Genomic DNA, 24,377 nt, shown 5'->3' on the forward strand with positions numbered 1-24,377 from the left:
ATGGGCCACATTGCGATACTTGGGGTTTTCGTCGCCGACACCGCCTATCGCGCGGATCGTCCGCCGCGCATGGGCGAAACGATTCTTGGCAATTCCTTCGCGCTGGGGCCAGGTGGAAAGGGGTCGAACCAGGCCGTGGCGGCGGCAAGGGCAGGCGGTGAGGTGCATTTCGTTTCCAAGTTGGGAAGAGACGCGTTCGCAGACCTCGCCTTCTCGATCTGGAACGACGCGGGTGTGAAACCTGCCGTCAGCCAACATGACGACAGCTACACCGGCGCCGCCTACATCTTTATTGAAGAGGCTACGGGAAACAACGCGATCATCATCTGTCCGGGGGTTGCCGGTACGATTTCAGCCGAAGATGTCGAGGCGCGGCGGGACCTGATCGGTGGGGCCTCGGTGTTCATCACGCAGCTTGAGCAACCGATGGAAGCGGCGCATCGGGCGCTTGAGATTGCCAAGGCTGGCGGGGCTCGGACCATTCTCAACCCGGCGCCTGCTGCGGAAGTGGCGCGCGAGATGCTGGCGATGTGCGACTTCGTCACGCCAAACGAGTCTGAAGCAGAGGGGATAACGGGAGTGGCTGTGACCACGCTCGACGATGCGCGACGTGCGGCCGAAGTCTTTCTCGACATGGGCGTTGGCGCGGCGGTCATCACGCTCGGCGAGAACGGGGCGTTCTACATGGACCGCGAGACCAGCGCGCATGTGCCGCCCTTCAATGCGGGGCCGGTCGTGGAAACCACCGGCGCCGGTGACGCGTTCAATGGCGGATTTGCCGTAGCCTTGTCCGAGGGCAGGACTCCGGTTGACGCTGTCCGGTTCGGATGTGCGACTGCAGCGATCTCCGTCACGCGTCCCGGCACGGCCCCTTCAATGCCGTCGCGGGCCGAGATCGACGCGCTTCTGGCGAAGTGAAGCCTCAGAGGGCGTGCGGTAGATCCAGTGCGACCTCGCGTGCGCGACGGGCGAAAGCCAGAGCCAGCGGACCCAGTCCTTCGGCTTTGTCGCCTGCCGCGGTTCCCGCTTTGGCGCGGTCCGCAATGCCGACGAAGATGACGGCGAACCGGTAGAGCGCGAAGGCTTTGTGAAACGGCAAGAGCGGCGCATCGAACGGAGCGGATGTCATGTAGCGGCCGACGAACTCGCCTTCGGTTGGCAAGCCGAGTGCGGTCAGGTCCTTGCCCAGAAGGCCGCCGTACTCGTGGGGTGTCGAATGCCACGGCATTGCGCAGAACCCGAGGTCGGCAAGTGGATGTCCGAGGGTCGACAGTTCCCAGTCGAGGATCGCCACGACCCGGTCCTCGTCCGGGTGAAAGACCAGGTTTCCCAGCCGGAAGTCTCCATGACAGAGCGAAACGAGGCCGTCATCCGGCGGCATCTGCTCCACCAGCCATGCATGGACCTCTTCGATCTCGGGAAGCGGACCGCTGGGGGAGGCGCGATATTGGCCGTCCCATCGCCGGATCTGCCGCTCGAAGTAGGAACCGGGTCGCCCGTAGTCACTCAACCCGACTTCATCGGGCCTCAGGCGGTGCATGGCGGCAAGGGTATCTGCAACGGTCATCCAGATCCCGTGCCTTCTGTCCCGCGGCAGGTCTGAAAGCGACGTATCGGTGAAGATGCGGCCTTCCACACGTTCCATCAGATAGAAGGGCGTACCTATGGCCCTGGCGTCGTCGTGGAAGAGAACCGGTTTCGGCACCGGTACATCCGTGGGAGCGAGCGCGGATAGCACGCGATATTCACGGTCGACGGCATGCGCACCTTTCAGGATCGGACCATTCGGCTGCTTGCGCAGGACGAGGTTGCGGTCGCCGTAATCCAGGAAATAGGTCGGGTTCGACTGACCGCCCGCAATGCGGGTGAGGGCGAACCTGCCGTCGTCGGGTCCCACGAGATTGGCCAGCAGGGTGCGAAGCGCCTGCGGGTCGAAGTCGGTCTCGGTCATTCTGCCGTGTCCCAGCGATAGAAATCACGGCCCTGATCGGCCAGATGCCGGTTCAGGATCATCTTGTGGACTTCGTCCGCGCCATCGACAAGCCGTGCCTGCCGGGCGTAGCGATAGATCCATTCCAAGACCGTATCGCGTGAATATCCGCGCGCGCCATTGATCTGGATCGCAACGTCAGCGGCTTTGTGCAGCAGGTTGGCGACATGGATCTTGGCCATCGAGATTTCCTTCTGGGCGAAACCGCCGCGGTCGATTTCCCACGCAGCCTTCATCACGAGCAGTCTCCCGGTCTCGATCTGCATGGCCAGGTCTCCCAGCATGACCTGAACGGTTTCGCGGTCCGCCAACCGCACGCCGAAACCTTCGCGCACCGCAGCATAGTCCTGTGCGATCTCGACGCAGCGCTTCGCCAATCCCAGCCAGCGCATGCAATGCGTCAGACGGGCCGGTCCTAGCCGTGTCTGGGTGACCTTCATACCTCGGCCCACGTCCAGAAGGATGTTTTGCTCGGGGATACGCAGGCCGTCAAAACGCAATTCGCAATGTCCGCCGTGTTCCTCCGGGCCCATGATCGGAATCCGCCGCGTGATTTCCCAACCCGGATCGTCCCTGTGGAACAGAAATGCGGTGTGGCCTCGCCGGGCGTCTTCCGATGTGCGGGCCAGCAGGATGAAATGCGCTGCCTCTCCGGCCCCGGTGATGAACCACTTGTGCCCGTTGACGACAAAGTCGCTTCCATCGCGCGTCGCTGTCGTCAGCATCATGCCCGGGTCCGACCCGCCTCCCGGATGCGGCTCGGTCATGGCAAACGCGGAACGCACTTCGCCCCTGGCGATCGGATCAAGCCAGCGGCGCTTCTGAGCTATGGTGCCGAGCGCTTCCAGCACCATCATGTTTCCGTCGTCGGGAGCGGCACTGTTGAAGCAGGCGGGTCCGAATATCGAGCGGTTCATCGCCTCGTAGCAAACCGCCATGCCAACCTTGTTCAGGCCGCGCCCTCCATTGCCGGGGTCGAGTTGCAGGCACCAGAGACCTTCGTTGCGGGCCTTCTCGCGCATTTTCTCCAGTACGGGGAGAGCGATGTTTTCGTGCTCGTCATAGGCGGAAGCGTCGGATTCCAGCGGGATCAGATGTGTCTCGACGAATTCTTCGATTTGGTCTCTCAGGACGGCGACGTCGGCGGAAATCGTGAAGTCCATGGAGCTACAGTCCTGAAACAAGATGGCCGCCGTCGACGGCGATGACCGATCCGGTCATGTAGGCCGAAGCATCCGACGCAAGCAACAGAAGCGGGCCATTCAGGTCTTCCAGCGTACCAAGACGACGCTGAGGTATTCGGTGAACAAGCCTCGTTCCAGCATCGGAAGCGAAGAAGGCCGAATTGATCGGTGTCTCGATATACCCGGGGCAGAGCGCGTTTACTCGAATTCCGTAACGCGCCCATTCAAGAGCAAGCGCCTTGGTCAGTTGAATGACGCCGGCCTTGGAGGCGGCATAGGCCGACACGTGCCCGGACACCCTCAACCCAAGGATCGAGGCAATATTCACGATCGAACCACCGTGCGCCTTCATTGACCGTGCCGCGGCCTGGGCCACGGAGAAGACGCCCGCGAGATTTGTCGCGATCACGTCCTCGAATTGTTCGATCTTCATGTCCATCGCCGACCCTTCGCCTGTAATGCCGGCGTTGTTGATCACGATGTCGAAGGGTTTCGAGCGGGAAAAAAGGGCTGCAACGCTATCCGGAGAGGTGACGTCGAGGGTCGCACTCTCTGCTTCAAGGTTCTGACTGCAAAGGCTTTCGGCGGCACGGGCAATGCGCTCCTTGCGCCGCGCGGCGAGCGTCACCGACGCACCCGATCGCGCCAACAGTTCCGCGAAGTGCAGGCCGAGCCCACTTGAGGCGCCCGTGACCAGCGCGCGCTTGCCTGCAACCGAAAGTTCCATTCGACCCTCCCGTCACTCTGTCCTGTTCTTTTGGACGTAGGTGCTTCTTCTGGATCCTAGCGATCAGTTCCGGCGGATGCAGCCTGAATTTGCCCTGTCCGCAGCCCGGTTCGGACGATTGTCTTCTTCCCGTACCAGCTCAGGTCGGCTCCGCGCTCGGCATCGGCTTCCTGATATTGAAAATCAGGAAACCAATGACCGCCAAGGCGCCGGCGATGTCGATCATGAGATTTCCGGGCCAGAGGCACGCGACACCGGCGACTGCGATGATCGCGCGCTCGATCCAGCCTATGGGGCGTTCCATACAGCCCTGCATCGCGGCCGCGAGCGCATAGATGCCGAAGATCGAGAAGAAGAAGATTTCAAGCGCGACCAGCCAGTCTCCGGAAAGAAACGGCGAGTAGGCCATGATGATCGGAACGATATAAAGACCTTTGGCCAGCTTCCAGCTGGCCACGCCCGTCGCCATGGCCGGAGCCTTGGCTATTGCTGCTGCCGTAAATGATGCGAGGGCCACGGGTGGCGTTACGTTCGAATCCTGGCTCAGCCAGAAGATGATCATATGCGCCGTCAGGATCGCGGTTACCGCCGCCTCGGGCGGAACCACAAGCTCGCGCAAGGGAGCCGCGACTTCGAGAGGAAGGCCTCCGATGATGGCCGCCGCGTCTGCAGCGGACATCGGCGCCGCGAAAGCTGCCATGTGTTCGGGCGCGCCAAGCATCAGAACGGCTTTTGCGGGCTCGGCAAGAGTGCCGGCTGCAAGAGCGTCGATGACAACGCGGTCCGAGATCATGCCCGCCAAGGCAGGCGCCGACAGCGTGGCCAGAACGATGTAGGCCGCGGTCACAGGCAGGCCCATGCCAAGGACGAGACTGGCGAGGGCGATCAACACGATGGCGATCAGCAGGTTGCCGCCGGACCAGCCGGCGATCATCAGGCTGAACGTATTGCCAACGCCCGCGGTCGAGATGACATTGACGACGATGCCGACGGTGCAGAGAAGCACGGCAGTCATCATCATGCCCTTGGCGCCCATCACGAGTGCCTCGAACACGGCTTTTGGCCCCATGCGGTTTTCGGTCAGCCAGCTGGACGCGATGACGGCCAGAATGCCGAACACGGCAGCGTAGGTCGGGGTGAAGCCCATGACCAGCATCGTGATCAGCCCTGCAATCGGGATGACGAAGCTGGCACCACCCTTGCGGAATGCCGAACCCAGTGTCTCGCCATCTGAAGGCATGGGCTGCAGGTTCAGCCGGCGCGCCTCGATGCGGACGAAGAAAGCGACCGAGAGGAAATAGAGAAGTGCAGGAAGCGCCGCGACGGCGACGATCTTCTCGTAGGAAATCTGCGTGAATGTCGACATCACGAAGGCGCCTGCGCCCATGATAGGTGGCATCAGTTGTCCGCCGGTCGACGAGGCAGCCTCGACACCGCCTGCGAAGGTAGGCTTGAAGCCCGCTTTTTTCATAAGGGGAATGGTTATCACGCCGGTCGACGCGGTATTGGCGACGGCTGAGCCCGAGATCGTGCCCGTAAGTCCGCTGGCGATCACCGCGACGATGCCCGGGCCGCCGACCATGCGGCCGGCCACGGCGCGCGCAAGGTTGATGACAAAATCTCCAGCACCGGAGCGAAGGAGGAAGGCTCCAAAGATGATGAAGAGGAACACGTAGGTCGAGGAAATCCGCGCGATGGTGCCGAACATGGCATCGTCACCGAAGATCGATCGAAACGCGATGGTTTCCCATGAAAGGCCGGGGAAACTGAACACACCGCCGATCCATGCCCCCCAGAGGCCGACATAGGTCAGTGACAGGATGACAAGGATCGGGATGACTATCCCGGTCATCCGGCGGGTCAGTTCGATTCCGCCAATCACGCACAGAGCGATGGCGACCCAATCAAGCCAGATGAGGTTGACGCCGCGGTCATATATCGGGGTTTCGGCCGCAGGCAGATAGATCGCAGCGGCGGCTACCAGGGTTCCGAACGTCAGGTCGAAGATCAGCATCCCACGGCTGCGGATCCGCCCCGTGAACATCGGATTGTAGGCCGCGGCGAGAAAGGCAAAACCGGCAAAGTGATAGGCGTTGCGTTGCAGCTCGGAGATGATCGGGTCGAAGGCGACGTATATGTGGCCCACCGATATGACGAAGCAAAGAATGTGGAGCGCCATTTCGCCGGCGCCGCTGAATTCGCGCCGTGCCTCATCCTGTCCCCGGGTTTCGTTGTCCTCGGCCACAGGTTCCTCCCCCGGTATGTTCTTGGTGTCTCCGGCCGGTAAGTCCCGGCCGGAGAGATGAAGGTCTTATTTCGCGATCAGGCGCTCTGGAATCTCGACGCCCTGCTCCTGGTAGAACTTCGCCGCGCCCGGGTGCAGCGGAACCGGCAGGCCGGCGATCGCGTTTTCAAGGGCCATGGCCTTGGTTGCCGGATGGATTGCCTGAAGGAAGGGCAGGTTCTCGAAGATCGTCTTGGTGATCATGTAGACGTTCTCTTCCGAGACATCCGCATTCGTCGCCAGGAAGTTCGGCTGAGCGATGGTGTTCCAGTCAGCGTCCTGCCCCGGATAGGTGCCGGCCGGGATCACGAAACGGGTCCAGAGGTTCCGACCGCCGTCCATGGCCATCATCTGCTCGTCCGTGACCTGAAGCGGGGTTACGCTGTCGCCAGCGGCCGCCATCAGCTGCGAAATCGCGCCGGTGGGAACACCCGCCGGAATGCCGACGCCCTTGACCTGTCCGTTCTGAAGGGCTTCGACCGACGGGCCATAACCGCCGAAGACAAGCTCGTAGTCTTCCTCGATGTTCACACCCAGCCCGGCCAGAAGGGTCCGGTTGGAGCCGATCGTGCCCGAGTTCTGCGCGCCCAACGCCATGCCTTGGCCCTTCAGGTCGACAAGCGCGGACACCGTGCCATCACCGGCGGCGTCCTTCGACACGATGAACTGCTCGACGTTTTGCCAAAGCATCGTGACCGAGCGCATTTGTTCCTGTGGGCCAGCTTCGGCAACCGGGCCTGTGCCGGTTGCGGCGTAAGAGCCGAAGAGACCCTGAAGAATGGCGAACTGTGCCTCGTTCTCACGAAGCAGTCGGACGTTCTCGCCCGAACCGGCCGACGAGATCGCCGACATGCCGATCTTCTCGCCGGGCTCGAGTTTCACTTTGACCAGCGTCGAAAGCGCGACGCCTACAGGGTAATAGGTTCCCCCGGTCGATGCTGTCGCCAAGACGTAGCTGGCTTCTTCTGCGTGAGTCGCCGTGCCGAACGATACAGCAGCGGCAGCCGCGAGTGCGGCTGTTCTAAAAGCTTTCATTAGGTCCTCCCATTTTGACCATGTGTCTCCGAAAACTAGTTCGGAAAACGATGTATCAAGGTGCCTTGCTCAGGCGTCCGCCCCCAGTTTTCTCCGTGATCTCCTTGGCGGCAACCCCGCAAATGGAACTGTTTGCGCAAACAGGGCAATGTGGTTACCCCGTGGGTACGCTGCTACACGTTTATTGGTTTCACATGTGCAGATAATCACACGGTCGTTGTTGAAAGGGGTGTTTTCCAGTTCAAACGGACCCGGAATCCCGTAATTCTCGAAGAATGGACTTCTTCTCTTTGATATTCCCCCCCGAACTTGGGGTTGCGGTCGGTGGTGGGCTTCTGGCAACCAGCTTCGTTGCTTCATTCATCACCGTGGCTCTGGGTATCGGGGGCGGAGGTCTCTTGCTTGCCGTGATGGCCACTTTCCTTCCGCCAGTTGCACTGATCCCCGTTCATGGTGTTGTTCAATTGGGCTCGAACGTCTTCAGGGCCATCCTGCTTCGGGGGTATGTGGTCTGGAAGCCGGTACTGGCATTCGGCATTGGATCATTTCTCGGCGTTGCACTTGGTGGGCTGGTTGCCGTGGAACTGCCGCCCGGACTTGTGCTGATCGGCGTCGGCGCTTTTGTGATTTTCAGCGTTCTCGCGCGACCGCCGTCATGGTTGGGACGCCACGGTTGGCTGACCGGGGCGATTTCCAGTTTTCTGACCATGTTCTTTGGCGCGACAGGAACATTTGTCGCAACCTTCACCAAGTCGCTGGAGCTTGAGCGCCATGCTCATGTTGCGACACATGCAGCCCTCATGACGCTGCAACATGGGTTGAAGATCGTGGTTTTCGGTATTCTCGGTTTTGCCTTCGGCCCGTGGATTTTCTTCCTCGTAGCGATGATCGCGACCGGGTTTCTCGGGACGGTGGCTGGCCGGCACGTTCTAGTGCGGATGACGGACACGGGCTTCAAACGCGCGCTTGATGTCGTTCTTGTCCTGATCTCGCTGCGTCTGATCTGGCAAGGGTTCGGGTCGCTTACCCAGTGATCGACCGGCGAATGAGATTCAGGCCGATCAGGATCAGAACGAACATCAGAACGCGCTTGAAATCCTGCTCCGAGAGGCGGTGCCGAAGACGGGAGCCGGCCCACATGCCAAGGAGGGTCGGCACCAGCATTCCGGCCGAAACCCAGGCGATCGGACCTGTCAGGAACCCTTCGCGCCAGAAGCCGAGAACAAGGGGAATGCTGCCGGAGAAGAGAAGCAATCCGGTTGCTCGTACGAACTCCTCCTTGGTGACCTGGCGCGCCGAGAGATAGACGAGAACCGCTGGAAGCCACAGCGACACGAGACCGCCGAGGATGCCCGCCAACGCTCCGAACCCGAGTTGCGACGGGACATCCGCGCTGTCCGGTATTCTCGGTGCCCATCTGGTCAGGTTCAACGCCACCGAAAGAATGATCGTCGCTCCAAGCACGCCAAACAGGAATGCGGGGCTTGCGCTGGCCGTCAGGGTCAGCGTGACAATGATCCCGATCATCATCACGACGACGAAGGGGAGATAGCGCTTGATCGCCGAAATCGCGCCGCCCGCGGTCAGGAACTGCCACAGGTTCGCCGTGAGAATCGGAGCGATGGCCAAGGCAATTGCCGTGCGAGGATCCGTCTGAAGTGTCAGGATGCCCAAGGCCGTCATTGGCAGACCGACCCCCGCGATCCCTTTGACCGTTCCCGCGATCAGGAAGGCGCCGACGATCATCCACAAGGGCGGCAGCGTCGCAAGGACTTCAGGCCACAAGCGCCTCGGCCTTCTTAAGATCAACGGAAACAAGCTGGCTGACGCCCTGTTCGCCCATGGTCACGCCGAACAGGCGGTCCATCCGTGCCATAGTGACCGCATGGTGCGTGATGATCAGGAACCGGGTTTCGGTGCGGCGGCACATCTCGTCCAGAAGGTCGCAGAACCGGGTGACGTTGGCATCGTCCAGCGGCGCGTCCACCTCGTCCAGCACGCAGATCGGCGCGGGGTTTGCAAGGAATACGCCGAAGATCAGCGCGAGCGCCGTGAGGGTCTGCTCGCCGCCCGAAAGAAGCGAGAGCGTGGCAAGTTTCTTGCCAGGCGGCTGGCACATGATCTCCAGGCCCGCTTCCAGCGGATCGTCACTCTCGACGAGTACCAGCTTCGCTTCACCTCCACCGAACAGATGCTTGAACAGCATCGAGAAATTGCTGTCGACCTGCTCGAAGGCGGTGAGCAGCCGTTCGCGGCCTTCTCTGTTCAGGCTTGCGATGCCGGAGCGCAGGGCACGAATGGCCTCTTCGAGATCGGTCTTCTCGGTTACGAGGGAGCCATGTTCGGCCTCGACTTCTCGGGCGTCTTCCTCGGCGCGGAGGTTGACAGCGCCCAAGGCGTCGCGCGCACGGCGCAACCGCAAAACCTCGGCCTCGATCTTCTCGGCGGATGGCAGCGCCTCGGGGTCGGCGTCAAGTTGCTGCAGCAGTGCCTCGGGTGTCGTTTCCTGTTCTTCGCTGATCCTTTCGGCAGCCTGTGCCACGCTTTCCCTCGCGGCCTCGGCACGGGCTTCGGTGGCGGCGCGTTTCTCTCTGGCCTCAGAAGCTTTCCGTTCCGCCTCCCGCTCGGCCTCCTTGGCATCGCGTTCAGCAGTCTCGGCCTCGGCCAGTGCGTCGGCCGCCATGCGTCGCCGCTCTTCCGCCGTTCCGAGGGCGTCGGCCAGTTTCTCGCGTTCTGCCGCGATCCGGTCCGGGGCCGCGCGGGCTTCGTCCAGCTCTCCTTCCGAGACCGTCCGACGCTCACTGAGTTCCGTCATCCGTGTGCCGGCGTTCTCGAGGCGGGATGACCAGGTGGCGCGCTCGCGCTCGATCTCTGCGAGGCGTCGGGCGCGGCTTTCGCCTTCGCGTTTCAGTTCATCGTGGGCTGTGCGCCGCGCCATCATCGTGATCCGCGCCGCTTCCACCGTGACCTTGGTATCCTCGGCTGTAGCGCGGAGCGCGTCCAGGTCGTCAAGATCGGCGAGTCCGCGTTCCGCTTCCAAAAGCCGACCCCGTGCTGCCGTAGCCTCATCCGCATGGCGGCTGACCGCCATTTCGGCCGACTCCCGCTTGCCCTGCGCGATATTCCTGTCGGCTTCGGCGCGGCTCAAGGCCCGGTTCGCCTCGGCAAGCGCGTGATCTGCCGCGCGCCGCTTCTCGCGGGCTTCTGTGACGGCAGAGGTCAAACGTTCCAGTTCGTTCTTGAGATGCTGGTGTCCGCGCGATGCGCCGTCGGCGCGCGCCGTCGCGCGTTCCAGGTCCTGCTTCAGAGCTTCGAGACGGTTCAACTGCTCAAGACGAAGCGCGGCTGCCGATGGCGCATCTCCGGAACCGGCGCGAAACCCGTCCCAACGCCAGAGGTCGCCCTCAATGCTGACAAGCCGCTGACCGGGCAACAGGTCTTTCTGAAGACGGTGGCCGTCCTTTCGGTCGACGAGACCGACCTGACCAAGACGGCGGACCAGCACCGGGGGTACGCTCACAAAGTTGGTCAGAGCCGCGACGCCCGACGGTAAAGACTGCGGCTTTGCGTAGCCCGGAAGCGAAGCCCAGCCCGACGCTCCGTCGTCGTCGATGGCGGGCGCGCGCAAATCGTCTGCCAGTGCCGCGCCCAGAGCCTTTTCGTACCCGGATTTTACGGTCAGCAGGTCCATGACTTGCCCGCCCTCGGCGGTGTCACGATCGACCAGCTTGGCCAGAGCTGCCACCTCGGCCTGAAGCGCCTTGACCTCGCCCTCCGCCGAGGAGCGTTCCGCGCGGGCCTCGGCCTCGCGGGTCTGATGCGCCTCGCGGGCATCGTCGGCCGCGACCAGCGCCTCTTCGGCGGCAGCGGCGGCACTGCTCGCGGTGGCAAGCGCCACTTCGGCAGTTGCGAAGGCCGCTTCGGCCGACTTCAGGTCTTCGGTCGCGGCTTTTGCCTCTGCGGCCGCCTTTGCTTCGCCTTCCTCGTTGCGGGCAAGCGTCGTTCGGGCATCTTCCAGCAGGCGTTCCGCTGATTGGTGACGCGCTGCGAGGCGGGCCACGTCTTCGGTCAACTGGGACAGGTCGTTTTCGCGGTTCTGCAGTACTCTTGCTGCGTCATGCGCCTCGGCTGAAGCTGCTTCCAGGGCGTCGTCGTGGCCGTCGCCGGCCGCGACTAGTCCGGCCTCTTCCGAGCTCAGGGTTTCAAGGGTTTCACCTGCATCCGTGTTCAGAGCGACCTCGCGCTCCATGTCGCGGTCCAGTTGCGCAATGCGCGCCTCCAGCGTCTCGATGGTCTTGAGCGCACGGGCCTCCTGTTCGTCGAGCGCGCCGATCTGGACCTGGACACGTTGCAGAACGGCTGCGGCGATCGCCTCCTCTTCACGAAGAGGCGGCAGCGCTTCTTCGGCTTTTGCGCGGTTTCCGGTCGCCGTGCGCGCGTGGCGTTCAGCTTCGGAGGCGGTGCGGACGCGCTCGGCCAACTCTGCTTCCGCAGCGATGCGGGCGTTTTCCGCCTCTCGCCAGCGCAGGTACAGCAGCAGACCTTCGGCGTGGCGCAGCTGACCTCCGATCTCGCGGTAGCGCGCAGCCTGCCGGGCCTGGCGGGCCAGCGATGCCAGCTGCGAGGCCAGTTGCTCGATCACGTCGTCGACGCGCGCAAGGTTGGTCTCGGCGCCTTTCAGCTTCAGTTCGGCCTCGTGTCGGCGCTGATAAAGCCCTGAAATCCCTGCGGCTTCTTCCAGAATCCGGCGGCGCGACTTCGGTTTGGCGTTAATCAGCTCACTGATCTGCCCCTGACGAACAAGCGCGGGGGAATGCGCGCCGGTTGAGGCGTCGGCGAACAGCATCTGCACGTCCCGGGCGCGGACGTCTTTGGTGTTTACCTTGTAGGCCGATCCCGCGTCGCGCGTAATGCGCCGGACGATTTCCAGCGTATCGCTGTCATTGAACCCGGCAGGGGCCAGGCGGTCGGAATTATCAAGAAAAAGAGCGACTTCCGCGAAGTTCCTCGCGGGCCTCGTCGCGGCTCCGGCGAAGATCACATCCTCCATCCCGTCACCGCGCATGGCGGTCGGTCGGTTCTCGCCCATGACCCAGCGCAATGCTTCCAGCAGGTTCGACTTGCCGCAACCGTTCGGCCCGACCACGCCTGTCAGCCCGTCCGCGATCACGAGATCGGTCGGGTCGACAAAGCTTTTGAAGCCGTTCAGGCGCAGTTTCGTGAAACGCAAGGGCTCTGCTCGCCTCAGCTGATTCCGGGTCCGACGATCTTGCGGTCTTCGTTCCGAGAGTCAACTTATCCCGCAAGGGGAGGTGGGCAGATCGGCAGTTATCCACAAGATATTGCGGTCCGGTGATTGTCAAAGCGCCTTTGCGGTCCTAGCGTCCCGCGCAATGACTGAACATGCCACAGAAGAACGGATCGGCGATCGGATCGATCCAGCACGGGCCGGTGCGCTGTTGGCCACCCTTGGCCTGGACGTGGATGTCGAGGTAGGTCAGGAATTGCCGCCGTTCGCCCATCATGCCTTCTTCTGGTCGCGGAAAACCGAGGAAAACCTGGCGCTTGACGGGCATCCGAAACTGGGCGGACTGATACCCGATCTTGGCCTGCCGCTTCGCATGTGGGCAGGTGGGCGCCTGCGGCTGCACGCGCCGTTCAGAGCGGGCGTAAATGCCGAGCGATTCTCGCGGGTTACGGGGGTTGCGCGCAAGGAAGGGCGCAGCGGAAAGCTGGCTTTCGTGACGCTGCGCCATGAACTGCGGCAGCGGGGGCAGGCGGTGCTGACGGAGGATCAGGATATCGTCTATCGGGAGGCGACGACGCTGGGGGGCGAAGCGCCTGTCGCGGGTGAAACGCCGGATGAGAGACGGGCGCTAAAGTTATCCAATATAACGCTTTTCCGGTATTCAGCGCTGACTTTTAACGCGCATCGGATCCACTATGACCTGGAGTACTGCCGGAACGAGGGCTACCCGGGTCTTGTCGTGCATGGCCCGTTGATGGCAACCGCGCTGGCGATGATGGCAGCAGAGCGCAAGTCTCTGAAACTCTTCGAGTTTCGCGCAACCTCGCCGTTGTATCTCGGTGACGTCGCCTGGCTGTGCCGGACGGGAAACCGTTATTGGCTCGAGGGGCCGGGGCGGCGGCTTTGCATGACGGCCTCGGCGGAATAGGACGGGTCGGCAAAGCGTCGGCAAAACGTATGCCAAGTGTATGGCAAGCTGTCAGCCAAGAGGCTCGATGCGGAATCCGTCGGGAATCCCGTCCTTGTTCTCCAGCACGAGGTCGCACATCACCTTCGCCACCTTTGGCGCGACGCCAAATCCGATCTTGAAGCCGCCATTGGCCACGAAATGGCCCGCGCGGCCGGGCCAGGGGCCAAGAAGCGGCGCGCGGCTTTTGGCGCGGGGACGCACACCTGCCCAACGTTCGACGACGCGCGCGCCCTTGAGGACCGGCATCAGTTCCGAGACCCGGTGAAGCACCTCGTCGAGAAGGTGATCCGTCCTGTCAGGCGTGTCGAAGTCCCGTTCGGAGGTCGAACCGATGGCCACGGTGCCGTCGAGGTGGGGTACGATGTGAAAGCTTTCCGCGAACAGCTGGGGTTTTCCCGCGGCGTTGAAATGAAGGATCGCGGCCTGGCCTTTGACGCCGTTTCCCATATCACGGTCAAGCACTTGTCCAAGGTCTTTCAACCCCTGCCAGCCGGTTGCCCAGACGACCGGGCCGGCGTCGTCGCCATCGGTCACGATTTCGCCGCCGCGCGCCCGGATTGCCGCGGCGAGGCTGTCGGTTGCGTGGCGCGGATGCAGGATGGCGGACAGGGTATCGTGGATGTAGAGGCCGGTCGGTGAGGGCGGGCGCCAGTCGCCGGCGGCCCCGGCGTCGATGACCTCCCACTGCGCCTTGCCACCCCAGTTTGCTTCCGCGGCGGCGCTTCTGGCGCGGGCCATCACGACGGCCTTCTCGTCGATCAGCGGCTGAAGCCGGCCGACGCGCGCATAGCCTGAGGAGATGCCGGACGTAGCCTCGACCTCGGACCAGAATCCTTCGGCCATCAGGAGGCTGTCGAGCTGAAACTGTTTCTTGACGTTCCAGACATCGGGAGTGTGCGGTTGAAGCGCGCCGACCACGCCGCCGGATGCCCCCGCGGCGGGTCCCCTGGGGTCGATGACGCGCACTCTGGCGCCGCGCTTCAGCGCTTCCCAGGCGATGGACAGCCCGAAGATGCCGGCGCCCCGAACAGTGAGATCTGCCATTGCCAAGGTCCCCGCTCCTTGCCAGTGTCGCCGCGATTTGACTCCTTCTAGGACAGACCGTGCTCAAGGACCAGCATCCGGAACTTGATTGGAACGGCGACGTGCCCGTGGCGCGACGCTTCGACGACCCGTATTTTTCGCTGGCCGACGGGCGCGAGGAGACGCGGCATGTCTTTCTTGCGGGCAATGGCCTGCCCGAGCGGTTCCGCGACGGGTTCCATATCGCGGAGTTGGGCTTTGGAACCGGGCTGAACCTGTTCACGGCTCTTCAGGCGTGGCGTCAGGCCGGTTCTGCGGGTGTGCTTCGCTTCACGACCTTCGAGCGATTCCCCATGCATGTCGATGACATGGTCCGGGCGCTGGCGGTCTATCCTGACCTGAAGGCCATCGCCGGGCCGGTTCTGGAGGTTCTGGCAGACCGCGGAACGCATGTCCGCACCGCGGAACTTGAGCTTTCGGTCATCGTGGGCGATGCGCGCGATACCTTGGCGGGATGGCCGGGACGGGCGGATGCATGGTTTCTCGACGGCTTCTCTCCGGCGAAGAATCCCGAACTGTGGGAACCCGGACTGCTGGCCGAGGTGGCACGGCACACCGCCCACGGCGGTACGGCCGCGACCTATTCCGCGGCGGGCCATGTGCGCCGGTCGCTGGAGGCGGCCGGTTTCGAGGTTGAACGGCGAGCGGGCTTTGGCCGCAAACGCCACATGACGGTGGCGCGGCTGGCATGACGGAACAATCGAACCGGCAGGGCATCTACCTGATGATCCTGACAACCTTCGTCTTTGCCGCGCAGGACGGAATCTCGCGCCACCTTGCGGAAAACTACAACACCCTGATGGTCGTGATGATCCGTTACTGGTTCTTCGCCGCCTTCGTGATCGCCATCGCCGTGCGCAAGGCCGGCGGACTGAAGGCGGCGGCTGCGACGAAGCAGCCCTTGCTGCAGGCGTTCCGGGGTGTGCTTCTGGCCGCCGAAATCTGCGTGGCCGTGCAGGCGTTCGTGTATCTTGGGCTGGTCGAGAGCCATGCGATCTTCGCGTCTTATCCCCTGTTGGTCGCCGCGCTGGCCGGGCCGATTCTTGGCGAGAAGGCGGGGTGGCGGCGGTGGCTGGCGATCTTTGTCGGCTTCGTGGGAATGCTGATCATTCTTCAGCCGGGGGCAGGCGTGTTCAATCCGCTGGCGATCATCCCACTGGTCTCGTCGCTGATGTTCGCGCTGTACGGGTTGCTGACGCGCTATGCCGCGCGGCTGGACACGACGGCGACCTCCTTTTTCTGGACCGGGACGGTGGGTGCCGCGGTGATGACGGTGGTCGGCCTGCCGAACTGGGAAACGATGACGCCGCCCGACTGGATCTGGATGCTTGCCCTGTGCATGACCGGGGCCACGGGTCACTGGCTTCTGATCAAGTGCTACGAGGTTGCCGAGGCCAGCGCCGTGCAGCCTTTCGCCTATTTCCAGCTGGTTTTCGCTTCGGCGATCGGCATCCTTCTCTTCGGCGAGGAAGTGAAGGCGAACCTTGTCCTGGGAGCGGCGATCATCGTCTTGGCAGGGATTTTTGCCTTGTGGCGCGCGCATGTGGCCGCGCAGAGGGGGCGCTGACGCGCGCCCCCGTGCAGCCGGGAGCGATCAGCCCGCTTTTTTCAGATCGGACACGAGCCCGTCGATATCGCCGCGCCGCTTGTCCAGCATGGCGCCGATCTCGGCACGTTCGGATTTCAGAAGGCTGATGCCTTCGATCAGCAGATCGAAGAACTTGTCCGAGCCGGACCGGTCGGAGACCATGAAGCTGATCTCGAAGGGCGGCTGGCCCTTGAGGAGCGCGACGGCCTGAACCTCCTGGAAGGTCTTCACCGCACGGGCGCTTTTCACCTCGATCTGACCGCCGATGAACTCGCGGAACCGCTTGCCGTATTTGCGCGAGAGGTAGCCGGCAAAGGCATCGGTAAAGGCGTTCATCTGGCTCGATGACGCCTCCCGGGCCGGCGGGCCCAGCGCGGAGCGCGCGATGGTCGGCACGTCGGCGTACTTGCGGAAGATGCGCTCGAAATCGCCGTACATCTGGCTTTCGGACTTGCCCGAGTTGATGATCTTGTTGATCTCGGCCACGGCGGTGTCGATCAGCTTGCGGGCTTCGGATTCGGACAATGCGAATGCGCCGGGTGCCGCAAGAACCGACGTGGCGGAGAGCAGGCCGGCCAGAATAACGCGGCGCGAGGGATCAAAATTCATCATAAAGTCCTTCATAGACCTCATCGTAGAGGTCTTCATAGGGGTCGAACATGTTACCGGCGGATGTCTGCCCAGAAAGCTCGAACCGGCGGCTTTCCAGGTAGAAGAGCCTGAGTTGCGCGTAGCTGTCGGCGCTGTCGTAGAGAATTCCGTCCACGGTGTCGGAGAACTCGTACCGCGAATTCAGAACGGACGGCAGGGACGTCGATGCCGCGATTTCATCGCCATCGTCGCCGAGGACCGTGCCAATCGGGTTCGCGAGGATATCGACGAACTGGCCGATCGCGTCGCGCTCGGTCGAGGGGCCGAGAAGGGGCAGTTCTATATAGGCGCCTTCCTGCGCACCCCAGACCGCAAGAGTGTCGCCGAAGCCTGTCTCACGCGGTTCCAGGCCGAAACCGCTGGCCGGGTCGAACAGGCCGAAAATGCCCATTGTCGTATTGATCAGGAACCGGAAGGTGTTGTGGACGGCGTCTTCGCCCTGACCCTGCAGAATGTCGTTCACGACGCTGCGCGGTGTGTCGAGGTTGCCGGCTGCATTCGAGAGGCTTGTACGGACACGACCGGGAACGATCGTCCCGTAAACCTGGCTTGCGGGTTTGAAGAACAGCCTGTCGGCACCTTTGTTGAAGGCATGGCTGGCACGGTTGGCGGATTCGTACGGGTCGTGAATTTCCACCGGCGTATCGGGCACCGAACACGCGGTCAGACCGACCGCGGCAACAAGTACGAACATCCCCACTGACTTTGGCATCAAAAAAGGCCTTTGGACTACCGTGCCGGTGAATCGATCCCGGCTTCAAGGGACTCACATAATCGAATTTCCGGGGATTTACATGGTATGGGACGAAAGAGTCCGTGAAATCGAAAAACGTTGTTGCGCCTGAGTGCCGCCCATGGCTAACCGATAGGCAAGTGCACAATTCGTGCGTCCGGCCGAAAGCGGAATGGGAGGTGCTCCGTGAGTCATATCGATGCGAAACTGTCCGAACTCGGGCTGAAACTGCCGGACGCGCCTGCGCCGGCCGCAAACTATATTCCTTACGTCGTGAGCGGAAAGCTTGTCTTCGTGTCCGGTCAGATTTCCATCGCGGAAGACGGCACGCTGATCACCGGCAAGGTGGGAGCAGACCTGGACACCGAGGCTGGCGCGCGGGCTGCCGCGCGGTGCGCGCTATCACTTCTGGCCCAGGCCAAAGCCGCTTGTGGCGGTGATTTCAACCGCCTGAAGCGGGTGGTTAAACTGACCGGCTTCGTCAATTCGACGCCCGATTACGCCGAGCAGCCGAAAGTCGTGAACGGAGCCTCGGACCTTCTGGTCGCGGTTCTTGGCGAAGCCGGACGGCACTCCCGTTCGGCCGTCAGCGCGGGTGCGCTGCCCCTGGGGGTTGCCGTGGAAATCGAGGGCATTTTCGAACTCGAATGACGCGCACTCTGCCAGCAAGTCTGCTTGCAGCGCCAATTTCGCACCGGGCGCTGCACGATATCCGAGACGGTCGGCCCGAAAACTCGCGCGCCGCCGTGCGGGCGGCCGTTGCATCGGGCTATGGAATCGAGATCGACATCCAGATGAGCGCCGACCGGCAGGCCATAGTCTTTCACGACTACGATCTTGAGCGACTGACTCCCGCCAGGGGGAAGGTAAGGGACATACAGGCGGACACGCTGTCCGAGGTGAGATTGAACGGAAGTGACGAGGGAATCCCCCGTCTGGACGAGATCCTGCAGATCGTAGCGGGCCGGGTTCCGCTTCTCATCGAGATCAAGGATCAGGATGGGGCGCTTGGCCCGGATGTCGGGGAACTGGAGGTGGCGGTTGCCGCTGCGCTTGAGGGCTATGCGGGCGATGTCGCGCTGATGTCATTCAACCCGCACAGCGTGGCGGCCATGCAGACTTTGCTGCCCAACCGTCCTCGCGGTCTGACGACCGAGGCCTTCCTGAAGGACGATGAGTGGCCGGCGAAGCCGGACTACCTTGCTGAACTGGAGCGAATTCCGGACTATGAGAAGGTCGCGGCCTGTTTCATCAGTCACAATCACCGCCATCTGTCGATGCCTCGGGTTGCCGAGCTGAAAGCGGAGGGTGCGGCGATCCTGTGCTGGACGATCCGCTCGCCCGAGGACGAGGCAGCGGCACGGCGGATTGCAGACAACGTGACCTTCGAGGGCTATCTGGCCTGAACGACGCTTGATTTCCGGGGATCAGCGCACAGGTTTACCTGAAAGAGAACTGGGGCCGGCACCTTGGCCGATATCGAGATTTCCGTTCTGAATTCGCTGGCCGAGATCTCGCCCGAGGTCTGGGATCGCTGCGCCTGCCCGGAAACCGCCGATGGCGGGCGGCCTTTCGATCCCTTCACCACTCACAGGTTTCTCAAGGCGCTGGAAGACAGCGGTTCGGTCGGAACCGGGACCGGGTGGCAGCCGCGCTATCTTGTTGCGCGCGATGGGGAAGACGTGCTGGGTGTCCTGCCGCTTTATGCAAAGGGTCACAGCCAGGGCGAGTATATCTTCGATCACAACTGGGCCCATGCCTGGGAAAGAGCCGGGGGACGGTATTATCCCAAGCTGCAGGCGGCGGTGCCGTTCACGCCGGCGACGGGCCGGCGGTTCCTGACCGCACCTGGCCATGAGAGCGAAGGCATGGCCGCGCTGGTGCAGGGGGCGCTGGAGATCGCGACGCGGAACAGGCTGAGTTCCGTCCACGCCACCTTTTGCACCGAGGAGGAAGCCGAGCGCGGTGCGGCAATGGGCCTGCTGCACCGTGTCACGCAGCAATACCACTGGGTCAATGACGGCTACGCGGATTTCGATGCGTTTCTCGCCGCGCTTTCGTCCCGCAAGCGGAAAACCATCCGCCGAGAGCGCCGGATCGCGCAGGAGTTCGGCGGCGAGATCGTGCAACTGACAGGGGACGCGATCCAGCCCGAGCACTGGGACGCGTTCTGGGCGTTCTACCAGGATACGGGATCGCGCAAATGGGGTACGCCCTACCTGACACGGCGCTTCTTCGACATCGCCCAGGATACATTGCGCGACGATATCCTGCTGGTCCTGGCGCTGCGCGACGGTCGCCCCGTTGCCGGGGCCATGAATTTGATCGGGCGGGATGTGCTGTACGGCCGGTACTGGGGCGCGGTCGAGCATCACGACTGCCTGCATTTCGAACTCTGCTATTATCAGGCCATCGACTACGCGCTTGAGCACGGCCTGTCCCGGGTCGAGGCGGGCGCGCAGGGCGAGCACAAGCTGGCGCGGGGCTACCTGCCGGTGGAGATCCACTCGCTGCACTGGATCGCCGATCCGGGGTTCTCGAATGCGGTGGCCGACTATCTCGAAGCCGAGCGCAAGGCCGTGGGGGAGGACATCGAGGTGCTGACCTCCTACGGCCCGTTCCGGAAAGTGACGGAGGAACCGACATGACAGACAAGTTGACGGGGCCTGAGCGCGACGCTGCTCTGGCCGAACTGGCCGGGCGCGGCTGGGAGCTGATCGAAGGGCGGGACGCAATTCGGAAGACCTTCAGGTTCAACTCGTTCATCGATGCCTGGGGCTGGATGAGCCGGATGGCGATCCATGCCGAGAAGCTCGATCATCATCCCGAGTGGTTCAACGTCTACAACCGGGTGGAGGTCACCTTGACGACCCACGACGCGGATGGTTTGTCGGCGCTCGACCTGAAACTTGCCGAAAAGATGGACGCCTGATCCCCCATGGAATATCTCGACCAACTGCTCGCCTTCAAACTCACCTCGGACACGACCATCGGCGACGTGCTGACGATCGATTTCCTTCTGGGGGTCGTCGGACAGGTGACGTTGGCCGCCGTGATCCTGATCGTCGGCTTCTTCATCGCCGGTTTCGTCAAGCGCCGGATCATGAAGCTGACCGACCGCTCGCGGCATTTCGACAAGACGATGGGCAGTTTCCTGGCCAGCGTGGCGCGCTATGGCATTCTTGCTCTGACGATCATCTTCGTCCTGCAGCAGTTCGGGTTTCAGACCACCTCGCTGGTGGCTCTTCTGGGTGCCGCCGGCCTGGCCATCGGCCTTGCCCTTCAGGGCGTCCTGGGCGGCGTTGCGGCAGGGGTGATGCTGGTCGTGTTCCGCCCGATCAAGGTCGGTGATTTCGTCGAGGTGAACGGCAGGTCGGGCACGGTGAAGGATATCTCGATCTTCACCACCGAGCTTGCGTCGGTCGACAACGTGCAGATCATCATCCCGAACTCGCAGGTCTGGGGCAATGTCATCACGAACTACTCGATCTACGACACCCGGCGCGCCGAATGGTTGTTCGGCGTCAGCTATGGCACCAACCTTGCCGAGGCAGAGCGGATCATCCGCGACACCGTCCTGAGCGATCCGCGCGCGCTGTCCCAGCCGGAGCCGTTCATCCAGATCAACAACCTGGGCGATTTCTCGGTCGATTTCCTGGTCCGGGTCTGGGTCAAGGCGCCGGATTATTTCCAGTACCAGGCCGACATGAAGCGCGAGGTGAAGGAAGCCTTCGATGCCGGGGGGATCGAGATCCCGTTTCCGACCCGCACGGTCATCGGACAGTCCGCGGAAGCCTGACCCTCCTCGGGAACCCGCAGAGCTTCAAGCAACCTGCAGTTCCTCTTGGCGAAAATACTTCGGGGGGAGGCCCGGAGGGCCCGGGGGGGGCTGGCCCCCCGGTGTCAGATCGCTTCCAGAAGCGTCTCGCCGGTGGTCAGGTCGCAGGCGCCGATCTTCTCTTCCATCTGAAGCACCTTCACGACGCCGTCTTCGACGTAAAGCGCGCAGCGCTGCATCCGGTCCTTGAAGCCGATGGCGGGCACGGTGAATTCGAGGCCAAGTGCCTTGGTCAGCTCCGAGTTCCAGTCGGCGAGGATCTTGATGCCCTTGCCGGTCGCACCCGAGGTCCGTCCCCAGTGTTCGCACACGCGCACGTCATTCACCACGACGACAAGCAGTTCATCCACGCCCTTTGCGCGGAAGGCATCCGCCGTACGGATCAGGCTGGGCAGGTGCGCCGCCGAGCAGGTCGCGGTATAAGCACCGGGCATTCCGAAGATCACGGCCTTCTTGCCTGCAAGGCCTGCGCCGAGATCGAATTCCATCACCTCGTCTCCGACCTGGTAGGGGAGCGTGACCTCGGGGAGCCTGTCCCCGACCTTTACCATTGCCATGTTCGTACTTTCCTGTTGGTTTGCCTCTGGCTGAAGGTCGATATAAGCCGAGAAGACCGGGACGCCAGAGGGAAAACGCAATGAGCGGCATTGTCATCGTCGGAGCGGGTCAGGCGGGCGCCACGCTGGCTGAAACGTTGCGCTCCAAGGGGTTTGACGGGCCCGTCACCCTGGTCGGCGCCGAGGCCGATCTGCCCTACGAAAGGCCACCGCTCTCCAAGGCCTATCTCTTGGGCGACATGGCCCGGGAGCGGCTCTACCTGCGACCCGAGGCGATCTATTCCGAAAAGGATATCGTGCTGAAACTCGGACAGCCGGTCAGCCATCTGGATACCGCAGCAAAGACGGTGAAGGTGGGGGGCGAGGTTCTGTCCTATGACCAGCTGGCGCTGACAACGGGGTCTGTACCTAACCGGCTGCCGGCGGCGATCGGGGGCGATCTGGAGCATGTCTTCACCGTCCGGTCGCTGGCCGACATCGACCGGATGCGGCCGTTCTTTGCGCGGAATGCCCGCGTTCTGGTGGTGGGCGGTGGCTATATCGGGCTGGAAGCGGCAGCCGTGGCCGCGAAACTTGGCTTGCAGGTCGTTCTTGTCGAGATGGCCGAGCGCATCCTCGGACGCGTTGCGGCCCCCGAGACCGCGGATGTAATCCGGGCCGCGCATCAGGCGCATGGCGTCGATATCCGCGAGGGCGTCGGGCTGGAGCGGCTTCTTGGCGAGGACGGCGTGGTCACCGGTGCGCGGCTGACTGACGGGAGCGAACTGGCCGTCGATTTCGTCATCGTCGGCACCGGGATCCGCCCCGATACGCGGCTGGCCGAAGAGGCGGGTATAGGCTGTGACAACGGAATAGCGGTCGACGAGATGGGCCGGACCAGCGCGTCCGACGTCTGGGCCGCGGGAGACTGCGCCTCATTTCCCTACAAGGGCGGGCGTTTGCGGCTGGAATCGGTGCAGAACGCCATTGACCAGGCCCAGGCCGTCGCCGCGAACATGCTGGGGGCCGGAGTGCCCTATCTGCCCTATCCGTGGTTCTGGTCGGACCAATACGATCTGAAGCTGCAGATCGCCGGTCTCAACACGGGCTACGACCGGATCGTGGTTCGCAAGACGGATGACGCGGTCAGTCACTGGTATTTCAGGGGAGACACCTTCCTTGCCGTCGACGCGGTGAACGCGCCGCGGGATTACATGGTGGGCAAGCGACTTCTGGAGATGGGGCGGAGCGTGGCCCCAGAGGTCGTTGCCGATCCCGACGCGAACCTGAAAGCGCTTCTGAAGCCGTGAGGATCGTCGGCGGACGCATGAAGGGTCTGGGCCTGGCCTCGGTCGGGAAGGGCGACCCTGGCCGTGCGCTGCGCCCGACCTCGGACCGGGTGCGTGAAAGCCTGTTCAACCTTCTGGAACATGGAGGCTTTGGCGATCCGGTGCCCGGTGCCGTGGTCCTGGACGTGTTCGCCGGAACCGGCGCTCTCGGGCTGGAGGCCCTCAGCCGGGGGGCGGCGCAGGTCAGTTTCATCGAAGACGGTCGGGTGGCGCTTGGTCTGCTTGCGGAGAACATCCGCAAGGCGCGGGCCGAGGCGGACTGCCGGGTGATCCGGCGCAGCGCTCTGAAACCGGGCGCGCTGGCAGGCGAGGCGGCGAGTCTGGTCTTTCTCGATCCGCCCTATGGCAAGTCGCTGGGTCAGAAGGCGCTGGAGGCCTTGCGGGCCGGCGGATGGATCGCGCCGGGTGCGCTGGTGATCTGGGAAGAACGCGGCGCCCAGGAGGCGCCGGAGGGGTTCCGGGCGATCGAAACCCGGGGCTACGGCGAGACGGTCATCACGCTTTTGCGGGCGGAAGCCTGACAGGACAACGTTCCTTATTTTGTGCTCCGCAAACCAAATGCGTAAATTTTCATCTTCTTGTGGTAGAGTGGGTCACCGCCGCGAGCGCATGGGACGTGCCGGTTCGGCGTCACAGGGGGGTGAATAACAATGTCCGAAACTCAGCAAGGGACGTGCTTTTGCGGTGCGGTCGAGGTCGAAGTGACCGGGGCGCCCGAGGCGATGGGGTATTGCCACTGTGAATCCTGCCGGTCGTGGTCGGCCGGTCCGGTCAACGCATTCACGCTGTTCAAGAACGAGAATGTGCGCGTGACCAAGGGTGAGGAATATCTGGGTCACTTCATGAAGACCGAGCGCAGCGATCGCCAGTTCTGCACCAAGTGCGGCGGCCATGTCATGACCTATCATCCGCTTTGGGGCCTGATGGACGTCTATGCGGCGACCATCCCGACCCAGACCTTCACGCCGGGTGTGCACGTGCACTATGCCGAGACCGTTTTGCCGATGGCGGACGGTCTTCCGAAGATGAAGGATATTCCCGCCGAGATGGGCGGCAGCGGAGTGACCCTTCCCGAGTAGTGGCCTGAAGTCCGGGCGGCCGGTGTCGCGCGGTCCGCGTGAACGTCGTAGCATGTGCGCATGGATCGCGCTTTGCCTGGCA

At 63.0% G+C, this 24,377-nt stretch carries 24 protein-coding genes; 13 read left to right on the forward strand and 11 right to left on the reverse strand.

All coding sequences use genetic code 11. The features are described 5' to 3' along the window. Positions 1–918 (forward strand): ribokinase, encoded by a 918-nt coding sequence (gene rbsK, locus ACKLNI_RS06425; RefSeq protein WP_413718226.1) that lies wholly within the window; start codon positions 1–3, stop codon positions 916–918. A 4-nt stretch (positions 919–922) separates the two neighbouring features. On the opposite strand, the gene ACKLNI_RS06430 is transcribed toward rbsK, so the two are convergent. From ACKLNI_RS06430 to ACKLNI_RS06450, 5 genes are all read right to left on the reverse strand, one after another. Further along, the gene (locus ACKLNI_RS06430) at positions 923–1,951 is read right to left on the reverse strand and encodes a phosphotransferase family protein (RefSeq protein ID WP_413718227.1); all 1,029 of its coding nucleotides are present in this window, start codon (positions 1,949–1,951) and stop codon (positions 923–925) included. Then, on the reverse strand, positions 1,948–3,153 hold the full coding sequence (locus ACKLNI_RS06435; RefSeq protein ID WP_413718228.1) for an acyl-CoA dehydrogenase family protein: 1,206 nt from the start codon (positions 3,151–3,153) through the stop codon (positions 1,948–1,950). The genes ACKLNI_RS06430 and ACKLNI_RS06435 overlap by 4 nt, the downstream gene beginning before the upstream one ends. Before the next feature lie 4 nt (positions 3,154–3,157). Then, complete coding sequence (locus ACKLNI_RS06440; RefSeq protein ID WP_413718229.1) at positions 3,158–3,901, reverse strand: SDR family NAD(P)-dependent oxidoreductase; 744 nt, start codon at positions 3,899–3,901, stop codon at positions 3,158–3,160. A 139-nt stretch (positions 3,902–4,040) separates the two neighbouring features. Continuing rightward, positions 4,041–6,146 (reverse strand): TRAP transporter permease, encoded by a 2,106-nt coding sequence (locus ACKLNI_RS06445; protein ID WP_413718230.1) that lies wholly within the window; start codon positions 6,144–6,146, stop codon positions 4,041–4,043. A gap of 66 nt (positions 6,147–6,212) precedes the next feature. Further along, positions 6,213–7,220, reverse strand: a complete 1,008-nt coding sequence (locus ACKLNI_RS06450; RefSeq protein WP_413718231.1) for a TAXI family TRAP transporter solute-binding subunit — start codon at positions 7,218–7,220, stop codon at positions 6,213–6,215. Positions 7,221–7,495: 275 nt separating this feature from the next. Between ACKLNI_RS06450 and ACKLNI_RS06455 the strand changes: the two genes are divergently transcribed. Beyond that, on the forward strand, positions 7,496–8,254 hold the full coding sequence (locus ACKLNI_RS06455; RefSeq protein ID WP_413718232.1) for a sulfite exporter TauE/SafE family protein: 759 nt from the start codon (positions 7,496–7,498) through the stop codon (positions 8,252–8,254). Here ACKLNI_RS06455 and ACKLNI_RS06460 read toward each other — a convergent pair. Together ACKLNI_RS06460 and smc are read right to left on the reverse strand one after the other, a co-directional pair. Beyond that, positions 8,244–9,005 carry a sulfite exporter TauE/SafE family protein gene (locus tag ACKLNI_RS06460; RefSeq protein WP_413718233.1) on the reverse strand — a complete coding sequence of 254 codons (762 nt, stop codon included), beginning with the start codon at positions 9,003–9,005 and terminating at the stop codon, positions 8,244–8,246. The genes ACKLNI_RS06455 and ACKLNI_RS06460 overlap by 11 nt on opposite strands. Beyond that, positions 8,995–12,450, reverse strand: a complete 3,456-nt coding sequence (gene smc / locus ACKLNI_RS06465; protein WP_413718234.1) for a chromosome segregation protein SMC — start codon at positions 12,448–12,450, stop codon at positions 8,995–8,997. The genes ACKLNI_RS06460 and smc overlap by 11 nt, the downstream gene beginning before the upstream one ends. Before the next feature lie 163 nt (positions 12,451–12,613). Between smc and ACKLNI_RS06470 the strand changes: the two genes are divergently transcribed. Next, on the forward strand, positions 12,614–13,396 hold the full coding sequence (locus tag ACKLNI_RS06470) for an HTD2 family dehydratase (RefSeq protein ID WP_413718235.1): 783 nt from the start codon (positions 12,614–12,616) through the stop codon (positions 13,394–13,396). 51 nt (positions 13,397–13,447) lie between these two features. Here ACKLNI_RS06470 and ACKLNI_RS06475 read toward each other — a convergent pair whose 3' ends face one another. Beyond that, positions 13,448–14,488, reverse strand: a complete 1,041-nt coding sequence (locus ACKLNI_RS06475) for an NAD(P)/FAD-dependent oxidoreductase (RefSeq protein WP_413718236.1) — start codon at positions 14,486–14,488, stop codon at positions 13,448–13,450. Positions 14,489–14,541: 53 nt separating this feature from the next. Here ACKLNI_RS06475 and mnmC2 point away from each other — a divergent pair, with 53 nt between their 5' ends. Both mnmC2 and ACKLNI_RS06485 read left to right on the forward strand, forming a co-directional pair. Beyond that, positions 14,542–15,213 carry a tRNA (5-methylaminomethyl-2-thiouridine)(34)-methyltransferase MnmC2 gene (mnmC2, locus tag ACKLNI_RS06480; RefSeq protein WP_413718237.1) on the forward strand — a complete coding sequence of 224 codons (672 nt, stop codon included), beginning with the start codon at positions 14,542–14,544 and terminating at the stop codon, positions 15,211–15,213. Beyond that, positions 15,210–16,088, forward strand: coding sequence for a DMT family transporter (locus tag ACKLNI_RS06485; RefSeq protein ID WP_413718238.1), 879 nt, complete (start codon positions 15,210–15,212; stop codon positions 16,086–16,088). The genes mnmC2 and ACKLNI_RS06485 overlap by 4 nt, the downstream gene beginning before the upstream one ends. A gap of 27 nt (positions 16,089–16,115) precedes the next feature. Here the strand turns inward: ACKLNI_RS06485 and ACKLNI_RS06490 are convergent, their stop codons facing one another. Then, entirely contained in the window at positions 16,116–16,718 is a 603-nt protein-coding gene (locus ACKLNI_RS06490) for an MlaC/ttg2D family ABC transporter substrate-binding protein (RefSeq protein ID WP_413718239.1), read from the reverse strand. Continuing rightward, positions 16,708–17,454: an MlaA family lipoprotein gene (locus ACKLNI_RS06495; protein ID WP_413718240.1), complete on the reverse strand. Its 747-nt coding sequence runs from the start codon at positions 17,452–17,454 to the stop codon at positions 16,708–16,710. Before ACKLNI_RS06495 ends, ACKLNI_RS06490 begins: the two co-directional genes overlap by 11 nt. Positions 17,455–17,679: 225 nt before the next feature. Between ACKLNI_RS06495 and ACKLNI_RS06500 the strand changes: the two genes are divergently transcribed. The 5 genes from ACKLNI_RS06500 (at position 17,680) to ACKLNI_RS06520 (ending at position 21,292) form a co-directional block, all read left to right on the forward strand. Beyond that, positions 17,680–18,144, forward strand: coding sequence for a RidA family protein (locus ACKLNI_RS06500; RefSeq protein WP_413718241.1), 465 nt, complete (start codon positions 17,680–17,682; stop codon positions 18,142–18,144). Next, a complete protein-coding gene (locus tag ACKLNI_RS06505; protein ID WP_413718242.1) occupies positions 18,141–18,899 on the forward strand; it encodes a glycerophosphodiester phosphodiesterase family protein in 759 nt (252 codons plus the stop codon). The genes ACKLNI_RS06500 and ACKLNI_RS06505 overlap by 4 nt, the downstream gene beginning before the upstream one ends. Before the next feature lie 63 nt (positions 18,900–18,962). Continuing rightward, entirely contained in the window at positions 18,963–20,141 is a 1,179-nt protein-coding gene (locus ACKLNI_RS06510) for a GNAT family N-acetyltransferase (RefSeq protein WP_413718243.1), read from the forward strand. Next, complete coding sequence (locus tag ACKLNI_RS06515; protein WP_413718244.1) at positions 20,138–20,425, forward strand: 4a-hydroxytetrahydrobiopterin dehydratase; 288 nt, start codon at positions 20,138–20,140, stop codon at positions 20,423–20,425. The genes ACKLNI_RS06510 and ACKLNI_RS06515 overlap by 4 nt, the downstream gene beginning before the upstream one ends. Positions 20,426–20,431: 6 nt before the next feature. Further along, complete coding sequence (locus ACKLNI_RS06520; protein ID WP_413718245.1) at positions 20,432–21,292, forward strand: mechanosensitive ion channel family protein; 861 nt, start codon at positions 20,432–20,434, stop codon at positions 21,290–21,292. A gap of 104 nt (positions 21,293–21,396) precedes the next feature. On the opposite strand, the gene ACKLNI_RS06525 is transcribed toward ACKLNI_RS06520, so the two are convergent. After that, the gene (locus tag ACKLNI_RS06525; RefSeq protein WP_413718246.1) at positions 21,397–21,888 is read right to left on the reverse strand and encodes a redoxin family protein; all 492 of its coding nucleotides are present in this window, start codon (positions 21,886–21,888) and stop codon (positions 21,397–21,399) included. An 80-nt stretch (positions 21,889–21,968) separates the two neighbouring features. On the opposite strand from ACKLNI_RS06525, the gene ACKLNI_RS06530 reads away from it, so the two are divergent. From ACKLNI_RS06530 to ACKLNI_RS06540, 3 genes are all read left to right on the forward strand, one after another. Next, complete coding sequence (locus ACKLNI_RS06530; RefSeq protein ID WP_413718247.1) at positions 21,969–23,177, forward strand: NAD(P)/FAD-dependent oxidoreductase; 1,209 nt, start codon at positions 21,969–21,971, stop codon at positions 23,175–23,177. Beyond that, positions 23,174–23,737, forward strand: coding sequence for a 16S rRNA (guanine(966)-N(2))-methyltransferase RsmD (rsmD, locus tag ACKLNI_RS06535; RefSeq protein WP_413718248.1), 564 nt, complete (start codon positions 23,174–23,176; stop codon positions 23,735–23,737). The genes ACKLNI_RS06530 and rsmD overlap by 4 nt, the downstream gene beginning before the upstream one ends. A 129-nt stretch (positions 23,738–23,866) precedes the next feature. After that, a complete protein-coding gene (locus ACKLNI_RS06540; RefSeq protein ID WP_413718249.1) occupies positions 23,867–24,295 on the forward strand; it encodes a GFA family protein in 429 nt (142 codons plus the stop codon). Positions 24,296–24,377: the final 82 nt, after the last annotated feature.

Source organism: Silicimonas lutimaris (assembly GCF_047314965.1).
In the GTDB taxonomy this organism is placed as follows: Bacteria; Pseudomonadota; Alphaproteobacteria; order Rhodobacterales; family Rhodobacteraceae; genus JAVJUV01.